General features: G+C 68.0%; 14 protein-coding genes. 3 read left to right on the top strand and 11 right to left on the bottom strand.

The annotated features are described in order from the left end of the window. Window positions 1-24 precede the first annotated feature (24 nt). From treS to QFZ83_RS13095, 7 genes are all read right to left on the bottom strand, one after another. Window positions 25-3336 carry a maltose alpha-D-glucosyltransferase gene (gene treS / locus QFZ83_RS13125; protein WP_307506990.1) on the bottom strand — a complete coding sequence of 1104 codons (3312 nt, stop codon included), beginning with the start codon at window positions 3334-3336 and terminating at the stop codon, window positions 25-27. Window positions 3337-3383: 47 nt separating this feature from the next. Continuing rightward, window positions 3384-5453, bottom strand: coding sequence for an alpha-1,4-glucan--maltose-1-phosphate maltosyltransferase (locus tag QFZ83_RS13120; RefSeq protein WP_307506989.1), 2070 nt, complete (start codon window positions 5451-5453; stop codon window positions 3384-3386). Further along, window positions 5453-7342 (bottom strand): 1,4-alpha-glucan branching protein GlgB, encoded by a 1890-nt coding sequence (gene glgB, locus QFZ83_RS13115; protein WP_307506987.1) that lies wholly within the window; start codon window positions 7340-7342, stop codon window positions 5453-5455. The genes QFZ83_RS13120 and glgB overlap by 1 nt, the downstream gene beginning before the upstream one ends. A gap of 214 nt (window positions 7343-7556) precedes the next feature. Then, window positions 7557-7886, bottom strand: coding sequence for a hypothetical protein (locus QFZ83_RS13110; RefSeq protein ID WP_306879420.1), 330 nt, complete (start codon window positions 7884-7886; stop codon window positions 7557-7559). Window positions 7887-8044: 158 nt separating this feature from the next. Next, complete coding sequence (locus QFZ83_RS13105) at window positions 8045-8821, bottom strand: S9 family peptidase (protein WP_307506985.1); 777 nt, start codon at window positions 8819-8821, stop codon at window positions 8045-8047. Further along, window positions 8805-10001: a DUF3182 family protein gene (locus QFZ83_RS13100; protein ID WP_307506984.1), complete on the bottom strand. Its 1197-nt coding sequence runs from the start codon at window positions 9999-10001 to the stop codon at window positions 8805-8807. The genes QFZ83_RS13105 and QFZ83_RS13100 overlap by 17 nt, the downstream gene beginning before the upstream one ends. Before the next feature lie 32 nt (window positions 10002-10033). After that, window positions 10034-10270: a hypothetical protein gene (locus QFZ83_RS13095; protein WP_013541414.1), complete on the bottom strand. Its 237-nt coding sequence runs from the start codon at window positions 10268-10270 to the stop codon at window positions 10034-10036. Window positions 10271-10495: 225 nt separating this feature from the next. Between QFZ83_RS13095 and QFZ83_RS13090 the strand changes: the two genes are divergently transcribed. Next, complete coding sequence (locus QFZ83_RS13090) at window positions 10496-10750, top strand: hypothetical protein (protein WP_307506980.1); 255 nt, start codon at window positions 10496-10498, stop codon at window positions 10748-10750. A 13-nt stretch (window positions 10751-10763) separates the two neighbouring features. Here QFZ83_RS13090 and QFZ83_RS13085 read toward each other — a convergent pair whose 3' ends face one another. From QFZ83_RS13085 to QFZ83_RS13075, 3 genes are read right to left on the bottom strand one after another with little or no spacing between them, the layout of a single operon-like run. Beyond that, window positions 10764-11864 (bottom strand): ATP-dependent DNA ligase, encoded by a 1101-nt coding sequence (locus tag QFZ83_RS13085; protein WP_307506978.1) that lies wholly within the window; start codon window positions 11862-11864, stop codon window positions 10764-10766. A gap of 11 nt (window positions 11865-11875) precedes the next feature. Beyond that, complete coding sequence (locus QFZ83_RS13080; protein ID WP_307506976.1) at window positions 11876-12142, bottom strand: hypothetical protein; 267 nt, start codon at window positions 12140-12142, stop codon at window positions 11876-11878. Next, window positions 12139-12417: a hypothetical protein gene (locus tag QFZ83_RS13075; RefSeq protein WP_307506973.1), complete on the bottom strand. Its 279-nt coding sequence runs from the start codon at window positions 12415-12417 to the stop codon at window positions 12139-12141. The genes QFZ83_RS13080 and QFZ83_RS13075 overlap by 4 nt, the downstream gene beginning before the upstream one ends. Window positions 12418-12698: 281 nt before the next feature. On the opposite strand from QFZ83_RS13075, the gene QFZ83_RS13070 reads away from it, so the two are divergent. Then, window positions 12699-13331, top strand: a complete 633-nt coding sequence (locus QFZ83_RS13070) for a response regulator transcription factor (protein WP_013541409.1) — start codon at window positions 12699-12701, stop codon at window positions 13329-13331. 39 nt (window positions 13332-13370) lie between these two features. Next, window positions 13371-14651, top strand: coding sequence for a phosphatidylserine/phosphatidylglycerophosphate/cardiolipin synthase family protein (locus QFZ83_RS13065; protein ID WP_307506971.1), 1281 nt, complete (start codon window positions 13371-13373; stop codon window positions 14649-14651). Between the two features lie 62 nt (window positions 14652-14713). Here the strand turns inward: QFZ83_RS13065 and QFZ83_RS13060 are convergent, their stop codons facing one another. Beyond that, the gene (locus QFZ83_RS13060; protein WP_013541407.1) at window positions 14714-15694 is read right to left on the bottom strand and encodes a PA2169 family four-helix-bundle protein; all 981 of its coding nucleotides are present in this window, start codon (window positions 15692-15694) and stop codon (window positions 14714-14716) included. Between the last annotated feature and the right edge of the window lie 131 nt (window positions 15695-15825).

Genomic DNA, 15825 nt, shown 5'->3' with positions numbered 1-15825 from the left:
TGTCGTTCGCGTCGTGTCGCCGGTTCAGCCGCGGGCCGGCCGGATCAGCGCGAGCACGCCGTGCAGCGGGACCTGTGCCCAGTCGGTGCGGTTGTTGAGCTCGTAGCGCAGCTCGTACAGCGCCTTGTCGAGTTCGAACAGCGCGAGCAGCTCGGTGTCCACCGCATCGCCGTAGCCGGCCAGGAAGGCCGCGCGCGTGGCCTGTTCCCAGGCGATGGCGGGTGCGGCGAGGCGCTCGGCCTCCTCCGGGCTCTGCGCCACCCGGCGCAGTGCCGACCAGCGCGCGTAGTTGAACGAGCGCAGCATGCCCGCCACGTCGCGCAGCGGCGAGCCCTTGGTGCGGCGCTCGTCGAAGGTGCGCGCGGGTTCGCCCTCGAAATCGATGATGACGAAGTCGTTGTCCTTCACCAGCACCTGGCCCAGGTGGTAGTCGCCGTGGTAGCGGGTCTTGACGCCCACGCCCTCCACCGGCCGGCGCGACGCGATGCCGGCCTGCAGCGCATCGGCCGCGTCGAGCAGCGTGCGCGCATCGGCCTGCGCGGCGCCCGGCAGCAGGTCGATGCGTTCGCGCAGCAGCGCGAGCGTGGCGGTGGCGTCCTCGGCCGCATGCGCCTTGAAGCCCGCATGGTCGGCGGGCGCGAGCGGCTCGGGGTCGAAGGCCGCGGCGCCGGTGCGCGTGGCGAGCGCGCGGTGCAGCTCGGCCGTGCGCCGGCCCAGCGTGGCCATGAGCGCAAGGAAGCCGCCGTGCACGTCGGCCACCTCCGTCGCCTCGGGCGCGCTGGCGTCGGTGGTGGCCACGTCGCGCAGGAACCGTTCGAGGTACCCCAGCGTGTAGTCCCAGCCGTCGCCCTGGTTGGCCATGTAGCTCTGCACCATCGCCAGTGTCATGGTGCGGCCGTCGTGGGTCATGTACTCCAGCGCGCCGAGCACCGGCACGCAGTTCGGGTAGCGCGCCACCTCGGTGAGGAAGCGGCCCATCTCCAGCTCGGGGTTGATGCCCTCGCGCACATGGCGGTAGCCCTTGAGGAACAGCGTTTCGTTCAGCGTGACCACCGTGTTGCTGCTCACGCCGCTCGGGCGGCCGACCGGCAGCGCATCGATGTCGACCGCCATCTCCGCAAAGGCCGCCGTCGGCTTGAACACCAGCTTGCCGTTGGCCGTGGGCACTTCGGCGCCGTTGCCGATGGTGCGCACCAGCTCGCGGCAGAAGGCCTCGTCGTAGAAGGCATCGCCCATCAGGCCGACCTGCGCCTGCTGGCGGATGCGGGCGATGGCGGCCTGCGCCACGCCGGCCATGCGCTCCTCGTCGCGCTCTTCCCACGCCAGCGCGAGCGGCATGAAGTAAGTGGCGCCGCCGGGCGGGCCGTCCAGGTCGAGCAGCGGCAGCAGCCAACTCTGCCCGTTGGCTTCCCACACGGCGTGGTCGACCACCCGCGCGCGGCGGATGGCCGTGCCCTTGGAGGCATACCAGCGCTGGATCTCTATGTGGCGCGGCAGCGTCTCCAGTTCGAACTGGGTGCGCATGCGCTCTGACATGCCGATGCGCCACGGCATCACGCGCTCGCGGAAGAAGCTGGTCCAGCCGTCGAACAGCACCAGCGTGGGCCACTCCTGCAGCGCCACGCCCTGCTCGTGCCAGCTGGGCGCATCGGCCTCGGCCGTGAGCTTGAACCAGTAGAAGCCGTACGAGGCCAGCGTGAGCAGGTACGGCAGCTCGCCGATGGGCGGGAACGGCGCGCGGCCCAGCATCTCGATGGGCACGAAGCCCTTGAACTCCGAGAGGTCGAGCTCCACCGGCTGCGCGGCGCGCGAGAGGTTGAAAACGGTGAGGATCACGTCGCCGTCGTACTCGCTCAGGTACGCGAGGATCTTGCGGTTGCCAGGCTTCAGAAAGCGCCGCTTGCCGCGGCCGAAGGCATGGCTGGTCTTGCGCACCGCGAGCATGCGCTTGGTCCAGTTCAGGAGCGAGCTGCTGTCGCGCGCCTGCGTCTCCACGTTCAGGGCCTCGTAGCCGAACATCGGGTCCATGATCGGCTGCAGGTACAGGCGCTGCGGGTCGGCGCGCGAGAAGCCGGCATTGCGGTCGGGGCTCCACTGCATCGGCGTGCGCACGCCGTTGCGGTCGCCCACGAACACGTTGTCGCCCATGCCGATCTCGTCGCCGTAGTAGATGATCGGCGAGCCCGGCATCGACAGCAGCATGCCGTTCATGAGCTTCACGCGGTCCAGGTCGTTTTCCATCAGCGGCGCCAGGCGCCGGCGGATGCCCAGGTTGATGCGCGCGCGCATGTCGGCCGCGTACATGGTGTACATGTAGTCGCGCTCCTTGCTGGTCACCATCTCGAGCGTGAGCTCGTCGTGGTTGCGCAGGAAAATCGCCCACTGGCAGCCCTCGGGAATGTCGGGCGTCTGCGCCATGATTTCCACGATCGGATGCCGGTCTTCCTGCGCTATGGCCATGTACATGCGCGGCATCAGCGGGAAGTGATACGCCATGTGGCACTCGTCGCCGTCGCCGAAATATTCGCGCACGTCCTCGGGCCACATGTTGGCCTCGGCCAGCAGGAAGCGGTTCTTGTACTGCGCATCGATGGCCGCGCGCAGCTGCTTGATGACCGCATGCGTCTCGGGCAGGTTCTCGTTGCTGGTGCCGTCGCGCTCCACCAGGTAGGGAATGGCGTCCAGGCGGAAGCCGTCCACGCCCATGTCGAGCCAGAACTTCATCGTCTTCAGGATGGCTTCCATCACCGCCGGGTTGTCGAAGTTCAGGTCCGGCTGGTGGCTGAAGAAGCGGTGCCAGAAGTACTGCTTGGCGACCGGGTCCCAGGTCCAGTTCGAGGTTTCGGTGTCGGTGAAGATGATCCGCGTGCCCTGGTAGATCTGGTCGGTGTCGCTCCACACATAGAAGTTGCGCTCGGGCGAACCGGGCGGCGCCAGGCGCGCGGCCTTGAACCACGGGTGCTCGCTCGAGGTGTGGTTGATGACCAGTTCGGTAATGACACGCAGGCCCCGCTTGTGCGCCTCGGCCAGCATCTCGCGGAAATCGTCCAGCGTGCCGTACTGCGGATGCACGTCCTCGTACTCGGAGATGTCGTAGCCGTCGTCCCGCAGCGGCGACGGATAGAACGGCATCAGCCAGATGGTGTTGACGCCCAGCTCCTTCACATAGTCGAGCTTGGCGGTCACGCCCTTGAAGTCGCCCATGCCGTCGTTGTTGGAGTCGAAGAAGGCCTTGACGTTGAGCTGGTAGATCACCGCGTCGCGGTACCACAGCGGATCGTCGCTGTTGTCGATCTCGACGGTTTCAAGCGCGATGTGGGAGACGGGTGCATTCATGGGCGACAAACCTTCCTTCGTTTCTTTGTTGTTTCTCGGCTTCTCGGCTACAGGAAGTAGTCGAAGTCGCGCTCGTCGCCATGCCGGCGGCGCACCACGAAGATGTGCGCCGGCACGCTGTGCGGATCGAGCCTCACGTAGTGCCAGTCGCCCTGCCAGGTGAAGCGCTGGCCGCTCAGCAGGTCGTGCATCTGGAACGGCTGTCCGTCCTTCACGCCCACGCTCGCGGGCTCCAGCCCGACCCAGCCCCACTGGGCGTTGTGCGGATCGAGGTTGACCACGGTGACCACCACGTTCTCGCCGTCCGGCGATGCCTTGGCATAGGCGAGCAGCTGGTCGTTGTCCACATGCAAAAACCGCAGGCCCCGGTCGCGCTGCAGCGCGGGGTTCTCGCGGCGGATGCGGTTCACCCGCGCGATGAATGGCGCAAGGCTGGTCGGGTCGTCGTGGTTCCAGTGGCGCAGCTGGTACTTCTCGGAGTCGAGGTACTCCTCGCTGCCCGGGCCGCGCGGCAGGTGCTCGCGCAGTTCGTAGGCCGGCCCGTAGATGCCGTAGTTGGCCGCGAGCGTGGCGGCCAGCACGAGGCGCGACATGTACACCGCGGGCTCGCCGGTCTGCAACTGCTCGTGCAGGATGTCCGGCGTGTTGGGCCAGGCGTTCGGTCGGAAGTAGTCGATGCCGGGCGCGGTCGAGAGTTCGGTGAAGTACGCCTGCAGCTCCTCTTTCGTGTTGCGCCAGGTGAAGTAGGTGTAGCTCTGCGAGAAGCCCAGCTTCGCGAGCCGGTGCATCACCTTCGGCCGGGTGAAGGCTTCGGCCAGGAAGATGGTGTCGGGGTGCTCGCGCTTCACTTCGCCGATGACCCACTCCCAGAACGGGAAGGCCTTGGTGTGCGGGTTGTCCACGCGGAAGATGCGCACGCCCTCCCCGATCCAGTGGTCGAACACGCTCTTGAGTTCCGCCCAGAGGCCGCGCCAGTCCTCGCACTCGAAGTTGAACGGGTAGATGTCCTGGTACTTCTTGGGCGGGTTCTCCGCGTACTGCACCGTACCGTCGGGCCGCCAGCGGAACCAGTCGGGGTGCGCCTTCACGTAGGGGTGGTCGGGCGCGCACTGGAAGGCGATGTCGAGCGCGATCTCCAGCCCGTGGTCCGCCGCGCGCGCGAGCAGGTGCCTGAAGTCTTCTTCGGTGCCGAGCGCCGGCAGGATCGACTTGTGCCCGCCCTCGGCCGCGCCGATGGCCCAGGGGCTGCCCACGTCGTCGGGCCCGGCTTCGAGCGCGTTGTTCGGGCCTTTTCGCTGCATGCGGCCGACCGGATGGATCGGCGGGAAATACAGCACGTCGAAGCCCATTGCGGCAATGGCGGGCAGGCGCGCCTCCACGTCCCTGAAGGTGCCGTGCACACCGGGCACGGTGCCGGCCGAGCGCGGAAAGAGTTCGTACCAGGTGCTGAAGCGCGCGCGTTCGCGGTCCGCGACCAGTGGCAGTTCGACAGGGTGGCGCACGGCGTGCCGGCGATCGGGGTGGCGGCGCACCAGATCGGCGTATTCGTCGTCCAGCGCCAGCGCCTTGAGCGAGGTCACGTCCGCGCCCGGGTTGGCGGCCGTGGCATCGAGTTCGGTGGCCCAGCGCTGAAGTTCGGCGCGGTCGCTGCCCTCGGCGCGGGCAGCCGCGGCGGCGATTTCGAGCGCGCCGACCTGCGCGGCGATGCGCACGTCCTGCGGGTCGACGCGGCGCGTCATCTCGTGGCGCCACGACTCGAAGGGATCGACCCACGCGACCACCGTGTAGACGTAGCGGCCCACCGACGGCGGGGAGAACGCGGCCTCCCACACGTCGTTGACCAGCGGCTTCATCGGCACCTCGCGGAATTCCTTCTGGTTCTGGTCTTGCGCGCGCCAGCACAGCTGCACGCGCAGCACGTCGTGGCCGTCGGTGAAGCAATGCGCGCGCACCGTCACGCGCTCGCCCGCCACGCACTTGACCGCGAAGCGGCCGTTGTCCACGTTGGGCAGCACCGCGTCGATGACCGCGCGCGAGGCGCCGTGGTCGAAGTCGATGCCGGTGCCGTCGAGGGCGCCCGCGGCGGCGAGCGGCTTGGTCGAGAAAATGTTCTTCATCAGGGCCGGTGCTCCAGGATCAGCGTGGACAAGGGCGGCAAGGTGATGCACACCGATTGCCTGTGTCCGTGGGAACGCACGGGCGCCGCCTCGACGCCCCCGAAATTGCCCCAGCCCGCGCCGCCGAACTCCGTGGCGTCGGTGTTGATCACCTCGCGCCAGTGGCCGCCCAGCGGCACGCCGAGCAGGTAGTTGGTGCGCGGCACCGGGGTCATGTTGCTCACCACGAGCAGCGGCGGGCTGCCATCGGCGGCCTTGCGCAGGAACGCGAACACGCTCTGCGCCTCGTCGTTGGCGGTGACCCACTCGAAGCCCGACGAAGCGAAGTCGACCTGGTGCAGCGCGGGCGCCGCGCGGTACACGCGGTTGAGCTGCGCCACCAGGCGCTGCACGCCGCCGTGCCCTTCCTGCTCGCACACCCACCATTCGAGTTCGCCGTCGTGCGTCCACTCGCGGCGCTGGCCGAACTCGCCGCCCATGAAGAGCAGCTTCTTGCCCGGGTGCGCCCACATGAAGCCGTAGAGCGCCCGCAGGTTGGCGAACTGCTGCCAGGTGTCGCCGGGCATCTTGTTGATGAGCGAGCCCTTGCCGTGCACCACCTCGTCGTGCGAGAGCGGCAGGACGAAGTTCTCGTGGAAGGCATACACCAGCGAGAAGGTCAGCTTGTGGTGGTGGTACTTGCGGTTGACCGGGTCCTCTTTCATGTAGGCCAGCGTGTCGTGCATCCAGCCCATGTTCCATTTCTCGCCGAAGCCCAGGCCGTCCATGTCGGTGGGGCGCGAGACGCGCGGCCAGGCGGTCGATTCCTCGGCCACGGTGACGGTGTCGGGGTGCTCGCGGTAGACGGCGCGGTTCAGCGTCTGCAGGAAGTCGATGGCTTCCAGGTTCTCGCGCCCGCCGTGGCGGTTGGGAATCCATTCGCCGTGCTTGCGCGCGTAGTCGAGGTAGAGCATGGAGGCGACCGCGTCCACCCGCAGGCCATCGAGGTGGTACAGGTCCAGCCAGAACAGGCCCGACGACACCAGGAAGCTGCGCACCTCCGGCCGGCCGTAGTTGAAGATGCTCGAGCTCCACTCTGGATGGAAGCCCTGGCGCGGATCGGCATGCTCGTACAGGTGCGTGCCGTCGAAGTAGCCCAGGCCGTGCTCGTCGGTCGGAAAGTGCGAGGGCACCCAGTCCAGCAGCACGCCGATGCCCTGCTGGTGCAGGTGGTCCACGAGGTACATGAAGTCCTGCGGCGAACCGAAGCGCGCGGTGGGCGCGAAGTAGCCGGTGGTCTGGTAGCCCCACGAGCCGTAGAACGGATGCTCGGTCACCGGCATGAGCTCCACATGCGTGAAGCCCATCTTCGTCACATAGTCGGCCAGCTGGTGCGCGATCTCGCGATAGCCGAGGAACTGGCCGTCCTTGCGGCGCCATGAACCCAGGTGCACTTCGTACACCGACTGCGGCGCATCGAGCGCATTGAAGGGCCCGCGGTTGGCCATCCATTCCGCATCGCCCCATTTGTACGAAAGCTCGCAAATGCGCGACGCGGTGGCGGGAGGCGGCTCGGCGCTGAAGGCGACCGGGTCGGCCTTGTCGACCGTGTAGCCGCCATGGCGCGAACGGATGCGGTACTTGTAGGCCTGCCCGATGGCGGCTTGCGGCACATGCCCGCGCCAGATGCCCGTGCCGTCGGGGCTGGGCTGCAGCGGGTCGGCATCGCCGGACCAGTAGTTCCAGTCGCCCACTACGGAAACAGATTCGGCGTTCGGGGCCCACACCGCGAAGTGGGCTCCGCCCTCTTCCTGCGGGTGACAACCCAGCAAGTCATACAGGCGGGAGTGGGTCCCTTCCCGAAAAAGATAAGCGTCTCGCTCGCCCTGGAGTGAATGGTTCAACGGCACCGGCGTTCCTCGAATTGAATGGCCCGCGGAACGGTTGTTCAAGGAACGACGCTGGCCTCCGCATGGCTGCCACCAATTTGCAAGAACGAATGGCGTCGCGGTTACGGCCTCTGCCCCCTCGCCGTGTCAGAGAGCTGCCCGTGCGGTGCCCTGCAATGCACCGCAATGGCGTGCACGGCCTCGAATGAAACGGTTTCCCGTAAACCTCGGGCCCTCAGGCGGCGATCGCGTCGTCCTCGCGCGTGGCGCGCATGGCCTCGTTGGCAGCCTGTGCACTCCGGTGCACCGTGAAGTCGCCGAGCGTCAGCGTGATGACCGACTGACGCTTGTTCGCCCGGTAGCGCGCGACGGCGGCAAGCTCGATCGCGCGGAAGTTGTTCTTGCAGACATCCAGCAGACGGTGCCCGACCTCGCGCGTGCCGAATCCGTCGTGCAAGGTGTCTTCGGAAATCTGCGCCACGACCCGTGCGCCCTGCGGGCCGTCGGGGTAGACGGCAAGGCGCACCGATGCGGTGTCGAAACAGTAAATACCCTCGAAATCCATGGCCGTGTCTCCTGTGTTGGGGGGCGTTGTGCGCGGTGCGCCGCGGCAGGAATTGAAGGCGCGCGCGCCCACAGGCGGCGATGGAATTTGGCGCGTGTTCGTGCAGGACGCGTCCTACATCAGCACCAGAGCAGTTACCTACACCACTCACACCCCGCTCACGCCGGACTCTTCGACACCGGCTTCGTGATCGTCGCCGTGGCCTTCGCGCCGAGCGTCATCTCGGTGATCCACGACACCAGCAGCGCGCCGTAGGCCTGCCGCGATTCCTGCTTCGACAGCGCATGGTCAGCGCCCGACAGCACGCGGTAGGTGACCGAGCGCACGCGCTTGAAGGCGGCCAGGTAGTTCTCGACCACCGGGTGCGGCACGGTCTGGTCGTCTTCCGACTCGACGATCAGCACGTCGCCCGTGAACCGGGAGCAGGCCGCGAGCGCCCGGTTGTCGGCGGGGCCGACCAGCGAGCGGCGGTAGGTCACGAGGTCGGAGCGGCTCAGCTTGCCTTTGGGCGTGTCCCACTCGCGGTCGCGGTACAGCGCCGGTGCGCGCAGCGCGAGCCATCGCACCGGCCGCATCGCGCTCACCAGCGCGGCGAGGTAGCCGCCATAGCTGCTGCCGACGATGGCAATGGATGCCGGGTCGACGGTCGGGTGGCCGACCAGCGCGTCGTAGGCGGCGAGCACGTCGCGCAGGTTGTCCTCGCGCGTCACTTCCATCCGCTGCGCGGCATGGCGGGCGTGGCCGCGCAGGTCGAAGGTGAGGCACACGCAGCCCAGTGCGGCGATCTCCTGCGCCCGTTTCATGTACTGCTCCTGGCTCCCGTCCCACCCGTGCACCAGCAGCACGCCGGGCACGGTCGTCGAGGCCGCGAAGAGCGTGCCTTCGATGTGCTGGCCGTCCACGGCGATATCGATGGCGCTATGGCGAGTCGGCATGAAGGTTCAACAGGGTGTATTTGGCGAGCGGTCCGACCTGCGGATCGACGCCCTGGTAGGAAACGATGGCGTGCGCGGGCACCGTGGCCGGGCCGTACACCTCGAAGGTCGACGCGCGAACGCGCTCGCAGGCCGGGTCCGCGTGGAACGATTCGAGCGCCGCGATCTCGGCGCCCGTGGCGCCGCCCACCCGCCACGACTGCTCCAGCACGCCCGAGCGCCACGCCCCGCCGTGCCCGGTGCCTTGCGCCACGTCGTAGTTCGTGCGCGAGGCGAAGAAGCCCGGGTAGCAATCGATCACGGCGCGGTGGTAGCGCCGGGCCTGGTCGATCGCGTGGCGAAGCGGCGGCGCGAGGCCGGGCGCGGCGAGCAGCGCTTCGAAGTCGCCACGCACCAGCGTGAGATCGGAGCCGCCGTAGACCTCTTCGCCCGCGTTGTCGCGCGCCAGGCGCTGCTGGCCGTAGTAGCTCACGACCATGCGCGCCACGATCACCTGCCCGACGCTGTAGGTGACGGGGCGCTCCAGGTTCTCTTCGATCACCACGCCGTGGCTGGCGATGTCGGCCTCGTCCATGGCGTCGATGCAGCGATCGAGCGCATCGGCGCTGTGCGCCACGACCTGGCCCCGGCCGCCGGTCGCGGTCACCGGCTTGATGCGCACCACGCCCGCGCCGAGCAACGTGCGCCCTGCCCGGCGCGCCTCCGCACGTGAGAAGCACGAGAACCCGGCCAGCGCCGAGCCGGCGATCTCGGGGGCGAAGCGTGGGTTCCAGCCGGCGGGTTGCGGCGCACCGGCCCCGGCCACCGGATGGGTGATGGCCTTGGTGGCGATGAACGGGTGCGGCACCACGCCGCCGAACAGGTCGTGCACGCCGGCGATGCCCATGGCTTGCGCGAGGCCGGCGTCGGTCACGGTGTTGCTGGGCACGAAGTACGGCGCCGTTACATACGGCTGCCGCTCGTCGTAGTCGCCGGCATAGGCGCAGCCCGTGAGCACGGCGAGCCGCCGCGCAAAGTCGCTGCGGGTGGCGTGCTCATGCGCGCTGCAGTAGGCGGCCGCATCGAGGTTCCATGTCACGAGGCCGCGCGGCTGGGGTTGCGATTGCGATTGCGATTGAACCTGCGGCTGCGGGGCGGGAGACGCCGTTGCGGCGGGCCGGGGTCGGAGGGCCGTTTTCATGGTGGCGGTGGTGGTCGATGGTTGCCGTGCCGTCAGCGCTGGTGTGCCTTGTTCTTGTCCGCGTCCTTGTCCTTTTCCGCCGAAGGCAGCTTCACCTTGGTGACGGTGACGGACACCGGATCGCTCGCAGGGAAAGACTCCTCCACCCCGCTGTCCAGCGCTTCCTCGCTGGCGGGCTGCTCGACGGGTTTTTCCTGCTCGGCCGGCTTGCCATGGTTCTCCGACGTGGGAAAGGGAAATGGCTTCTGCTCTTTCGGTTCCTTGGTCATGGTGCGCTCCTGGCAATGTGGGCCCCTCCTCGAAGAAGGAAGGCGCCCGGCCATGGTGCTGTCCCGTTCGGGAGGTGCGCGGTCGGAAGGCGCTGCGCCTGTGCGTGGGAACAGTCCCGCGCGGCGGGGGCTTCGATGCGCAAGCGGCTCCCATGGCGGCCGCATGCTTGACGCTGAGGGCATTGCCCTCGCCTCTCACGCGGTGCCGTCCCACGCGCACACCCGATGGCTGCGGCAAACATCTGCGACATGTCATCCAACCCCACACAGATCAGTGCGCGCATCGTCGCGCCCGTCGAGTTCCGTGCCGGCGACGGCCCGCTGCTGGAGATTCGCGAAGGCGAATGCCAGGTCATCGTGGAAGGCGACAGCGCCGTGCTGACCTGGACCGAAGACGGCCAGCCGCTCACGGCCGCCATTCCCAAGATCGAGTTCGACCGGTTCATCGAGTCGGGCGCGATCGTCCTCGGTGTGAGTTGAGGGGCGCGGCGCTTCACGCCGAAGCCGGGCGCGTGCGCTCGGCCGCGAACACCCGCGCCAGTTCGTAGGGCGGCGTTACCTCGCATTGCGCATAGGTGCAGGCAGCCGGCGGCTTGTCGGGCCGCCAGCGCACGAAGATGGCGCCGTGGCGGAAGCGATCGCCCTGCAGATGGTCGTAGCGCACCTCGCACACGCGCTCCGGACGCAGCGGCACCCACGAGAGATCCTTGCCGGAATTCCATCGCGTCCGCGCGCCGGGTGCACGCTGGCGGGCCTGAAGTGCCGCGGTGGCCGCGTCGTCGGCGCCTATCCAGGGATGGCCGCGGCTGGCGTTGCGCATGAGAGGCGCGAGTTCGCGCGCCAACGCGCGGCGCGTGGCCATGTCGAACGACGACGTGGCCCCCACGTGCTGCAGCACGCCCTCTGCGTCCCATAGCCCCAGCAGCAGCGAGCCGACCGCGTCGTCGCCTGACTTGTGCCACCGCAAACCGGCCAGCACGCAGTCGGCCGTGCGCACGTGCTTCACCTTGAACATGGCGCGCTCGCCCGGCAGGTAGGCGCCGTCGGCGCGCTTGGCAACCACACCATCGAGGCCCGCGCCCTCGAAGTGGTCGAGCCATTGCAGGGCGACCGCGCGGCTTTCGGTCATCGGCGTGAGGTGGATCGGTGGGCCGACGTCGGCCATGAACGCTTCCAGAAGCATCCGCCGCTCGCTCTGGTTGCGCTGATGGAGGTCGCGGCCTTCGAGCGCCAGCAGGTCGAAGGCAACGAAAGACGCCGGCGTTTCGCGCGCGAGGCGCTCGACGCGTGAAGCCGCCGGATGCACGCGCTGCAGCAAGGCATCGAAGTCGAGCCCGGCCGCGCCGGCAATGACGATCTCGCCATCCAGCACGCAGCGCGCCGGCAGGCCGTCATACAGGGCCGCATGCAGTTCGGGGAAATAGCGGTCCAGCGGCTTGAGGTCGCGGCTCTGGATGCGCACGCCCGCCGCGTCGCGGAACACGATGGCGCGAAAGCCGTCCCATTTGGGCTCGTAGAGAAATTCACCTTCGGGCGGCACCTCCTCGGCGATCCTCGCGAGCATCGGCTCGACCGGAGCGATCTGCGTGGCCACGCGCTTGCGCCTCAGGGAGCGGGCGCGGGTGGCGGACTTTCCTCGTTGGTCTCGCTGTCCAGGTCCTCGTGCAGATGGAAGGCGTCCGAATCGTCCTTCTTGCTCGCTGCCACGTCCTTGCGCTTTTCGGCGAAACGTTCATGCGGCTGGGGCCCGGTGCGCTCGCCTTCCTTGTCGGGCGCCACGAAGCGCTCGCCGCCGCCGATGTTGTCGACCGTGCCGTCCGTGGTCGGACGGGAGCCGTCGCCGCTGTTGAGGGGAGAAGTGCCTTGCGTCATGACCGGCCCTTCCGGTTGGCGGGATCGCTGGGTGCATTGGTGTCCGAGAGCTGCTCGGCCGGCGGGCCGACCTTGCCGCTGTCGCCTCCGGCGGCGTGCGTGGTGCCGCCGTCGCGCGTCTTGCTGCGGCCCGAATAGATTTCGTCGTCGTCGAAATTCAGCGGGGCGCTGCCGGATGTTCCGCCGCTCTCGAGCTTGCCGCGCGAAGGCGGGTTGTCGTCGTGGGGGCCGATGGGATCGGTGTCGGATTGGGTTCTGGTGGTGATGGATGCCATGGTTCGGGTCCTTCGAAAATTCCTTCGCGGTTCGCAAAAGAGCCTTCATGCTTTTGCAGCACCCGGGACCGTCCTGTCGGCGTGGCGGGACATGCGCTGTAGGCGCAGTGCCACGAATCGGCGCCAGGCCGCGTCTTCATGGCGGACTGAACGGCATTCCCGTGCAGGACAAGCGCTCGACCTGCATGCGCCGTCGTGAAACGACGCACTGTTGTGGCATTGTTCCCCCGCCGCGACACACGCGGCCATTTTTGTGTTCACGCGGAAGGAGCAGCCCCATCATGATCAAGATCGGCATCGTCGACGACCACGCGGTCGTGCGTTCAGGCCTCAAGGCTTTCTTCTCTACCTTCGTGGATTTCCGGGTCGTCGGCGAGGCCGCCACCGGCCGCGAGGCAATCGACATGGTCCGCACCACCGACATGGATGTGCTGGTGATGGACCTTTCCATGCCCGGCCAAAGCGGCATCGACGCACTCGCAATGGTGCGCGCCAAGGCGCCGCAACTGGGCGTGCTCATCCTGAGCGGCTACCCGGAGGAGCACTACGCGGTCAACCTGATCCGCCAGGGCGCATCGGGCTACCTCAACAAGGAATGCGAGCCCGAGGAAATCGCCAACGCCATCCGCACCGTCGCGCTGGGGCGCCGCTACATCTCGGCCTCGGTGGCCGAGCTGCTGGCCGGCCAGCTGGAGCGCAAGGACAGCGAGCCGCCGCACAAGCACCTGTCGGAGCGCGAGTTCCAGGTGTTCCTGAAGCTCGCCAAGGGCGAATCGGTGGGCAGCATCGGCGAGGCGCTGTCGCTGTCGGTCAAGACCATCAGCACCTACCGCACGCGGCTCATGGAGAAGATGAACCTCTCCACGAACAGCGACCTCACCTACTACGCCATCAAGACGCAGTTGATCGATTGAAGGCGCGGCGGGTGCCCAGGGCAGTTGGACTGACGTGACGTGAGGCACCGCAGGACGCTCAAGGCGGTCGTCTGGACCTTCCTCTTGACCGTGGCGGCCACGCTGCTGGTGGTCAATCTGGGCGGCAGCGAGAAGAAGCTGGACGAGCAGATCCGCCGCGAGTATTCGCTGCACGACGCGCAGTACCAGCGCGTGCTGGGCGTGATGCTCGGCCCGCCGATCGCCGGCGGCAACCGCTTCGAGGCGCTCTACAACGGCGATCGCATCTTTCCGCCGATGCTCGAAGCCATCCGCGGCGCGAAGGAAAGCATCACCTTCGAGACCTACATCTACTGGTCGGGCGACATCGGCCGCGCCTTTGCCGATGCGCTGTCGGAGCGCGCGAGGGCCGGCGTGCCGGTGCATGTGCTGCTCGACTGGGTGGGCAGTGCCAAGGTGGACGACGACTTCATCAAGGAGATGGAATCGGCCGGTGTGCAGATCCGCCGCTTTCACAAGCCGAGCTGGTATGACATCGGCCGCATGAACAACCGCACGCACCGCAAGCTGCTGGTGGTGGACGGCCGCGTCGGCTTCACTGGCGGCGTGGGCATCGCGCCCGAATGGACCGGCCATGCGCAGGACGCGAAGCACTGGCGGGACTCGCACTACAAGGTCGAAGGGCCGGTGGTGGCGCAGATGCAGGCGGTGTTCATGGACAACTGGATCAAGGTGTCGGGCGATGTGCTGCACGGCGAGCGCTACTTTCCCCGCCTTGCGCCCGTGGGCGATGGCCGCGCCCAGGTGTTCAGCAGTTCGCCCTCGGGCGGCAGCGAAAGCATGCACCTGATGTACCTCCTGTCGATCGCGGCGGCGACCAAGTCCATCGACCTGTCGAGCGCGTACTTCGTGCCCGACGACCTGACGGTGGGCGCGCTGGTGGCGGCCATGCGGCGCGGCGTGCGGCTGCGCATCATCACGCCGGGGCCGATCATCGATTCGCAGACGGTGCGCGCCGCATCGCGCGCGAGCTGGGGGCCCTTGCTCGAGGCCGGTGCGGAAATCAGCGAATACCAGCCGACAATGTTTCACTGCAAGGTGTTCATGGTCGACGGGCTCCTGGTGTCGGTGGGCTCCACCAACTTCGACAACCGCTCGTTCCGGCTGAACGACGAAGCCAACCTCAACATCTACGACGAGGCCTTCGCGGCCGCCGAGACCGTGCAGTTCGAGGCCGACCTCGCGCAATCCAGGCGCATCACCTTCGAAGACTGGAAGAACCGCCCCCTGCACGAGAAGGCGATGGAGCACCTGGCCTCGGTGCTCTCGGTTCAGCTCTGAAAAAAAGCGCGGCCCGAAGGCCGCGCTTGTTGTGGGTTGCAATGTGCGGGTTGCGACGCGGATCAGCTGCGCGCCTTGGCCGCGCGTGCCGCGTTGCGCAGATCGCGGATCTGGTCATGGTTGCGCTGCGCACCCTGGGCCTGCGCCTGCAGGATCTGGCGCACGCCCGCCGGCAGCGCGCGCTTCAGCGCCTTGCGGTAGCGGGCCACGGCCGCGTCTTCGCCGCGCTCGCATTCCTCCAGGATCGACAGCTCGCTGTTCGCGCCCACGGCGCCCTTCACGTGGACCCAGCCGCGGTGCATCGCGCCGGAGGCGGTGCCGCCTTCCGCGGGCTTGCCGCCGTAGGTGATGACCAGTTCCACCAGCTGGCTCGCCGCCGCCTGGCACTGCGCGGCGCGCGAGGCGAAGACCTCCTTCAAGCGGCCAGCTTCCACCTCTTCGGCGCAGGTGCGGAAACCGTATTCGCCGTCGCGCGTGTTCTCGAGCAGGTCGTTCAGAACATCGACGACTTCTTCGTTCGACAGCGGCTCGCCTTCGGGAATGGCCGTGTCTTCCTCGCGGAAATACAGGCGGTCGGCACGTTCCCATGCGGCATGCGAGGCCGGACGGGCGCGCTCCCAGTCGAGCGACGAAGTGCCGCGGCGCGTTTCCCACTCGCGCGCGAGCGAGGGCTCGACCGAGGCGAACTCATCGACCGCGGCATTGCGGCTGGACCAGCCCAGCTCGTAGGCCGGACCGTAGTCGTCGTAGGTGCGGCCGGTCTCGTAGTACGGCTCGCGGTCGTAGGCGTTCTCCCAGTAGCTGCGCTCGGCGGTCGGGTTCACGCGCTCGGCCACGGCCTTGCCCCCGAGCCCGCCGACCACTGCGCCGACGACAAGGCCCGCCGCAGCGCCCACCGGGCCGCCGGCCGCGCCGACGGCGGCACCCGCCACGGCACCGCCCGTGGCGCCGACGCCGGTGCCGACGGGATGCGCGCCGGGCGCGCCGGAGATGGGATCGCGGTTGAGATCGTCAGGATGCAGGGATGTGCGGTCTTTTGCCATGGTGGCTCCTTGAATGAGGGTGGAAAGAAAGTCGATCGACTCTGGATCGAACAGTCTTCATCCTGCAGGTCGAGGCACGCGCCATCGTGGGGCTTGGGCCCGGCTGCTTGTAGGCGCAGTCGGGCCTCGCG

Source organism: Variovorax sp. W1I1 (assembly GCF_030815625.1).
Taxonomy (GTDB): domain Bacteria; phylum Pseudomonadota; class Gammaproteobacteria; order Burkholderiales; family Burkholderiaceae_C; genus Variovorax; species Variovorax paradoxus_C.
The sequence above is the reverse complement of the archived record's forward strand: the minus strand, read 5'-3'. Positions and strand labels throughout refer to the sequence as shown.

What these genes read in the sequence shown, in the direction of transcription:
- treS (WP_307506990.1), bottom strand. Translation starts at nt 3,336, where the DNA reads ATGAATGCACCCGTCTCCCACATCGCGCTTGAAACCGTCGAGATCGAC.
- QFZ83_RS13120 (WP_307506989.1), bottom strand. Translation starts at nt 5,453, where the DNA reads ATGAAGAACATTTTCTCGACCAAGCCGCTCGCCGCCGCGGGCGCCCTC.
- QFZ83_RS13110 (WP_306879420.1), bottom strand. Translation starts at nt 7,886, where the DNA reads ATGGATTTCGAGGGTATTTACTGTTTCGACACCGCATCGGTGCGCCTT.
- QFZ83_RS13105 (WP_307506985.1), bottom strand. Translation starts at nt 8,821, where the DNA reads ATGCCGACTCGCCATAGCGCCATCGATATCGCCGTGGACGGCCAGCAC.
- QFZ83_RS13100 (WP_307506984.1), bottom strand. Translation starts at nt 10,001, where the DNA reads ATGAAAACGGCCCTCCGACCCCGGCCCGCCGCAACGGCGTCTCCCGCC.
- QFZ83_RS13095 (WP_013541414.1), bottom strand. Translation starts at nt 10,270, where the DNA reads ATGACCAAGGAACCGAAAGAGCAGAAGCCATTTCCCTTTCCCACGTCG.
- QFZ83_RS13090 (WP_307506980.1), top strand. Translation starts at nt 10,496, where the DNA reads ATGGCTGCGGCAAACATCTGCGACATGTCATCCAACCCCACACAGATC.
- QFZ83_RS13080 (WP_307506976.1), bottom strand. Translation starts at nt 12,142, where the DNA reads ATGACGCAAGGCACTTCTCCCCTCAACAGCGGCGACGGCTCCCGTCCG.
- QFZ83_RS13075 (WP_307506973.1), bottom strand. Translation starts at nt 12,417, where the DNA reads ATGGCATCCATCACCACCAGAACCCAATCCGACACCGATCCCATCGGC.
- QFZ83_RS13070 (WP_013541409.1), top strand. Translation starts at nt 12,699, where the DNA reads ATGATCAAGATCGGCATCGTCGACGACCACGCGGTCGTGCGTTCAGGC.
- QFZ83_RS13060 (WP_013541407.1), bottom strand. Translation starts at nt 15,694, where the DNA reads ATGGCAAAAGACCGCACATCCCTGCATCCTGACGATCTCAACCGCGAT.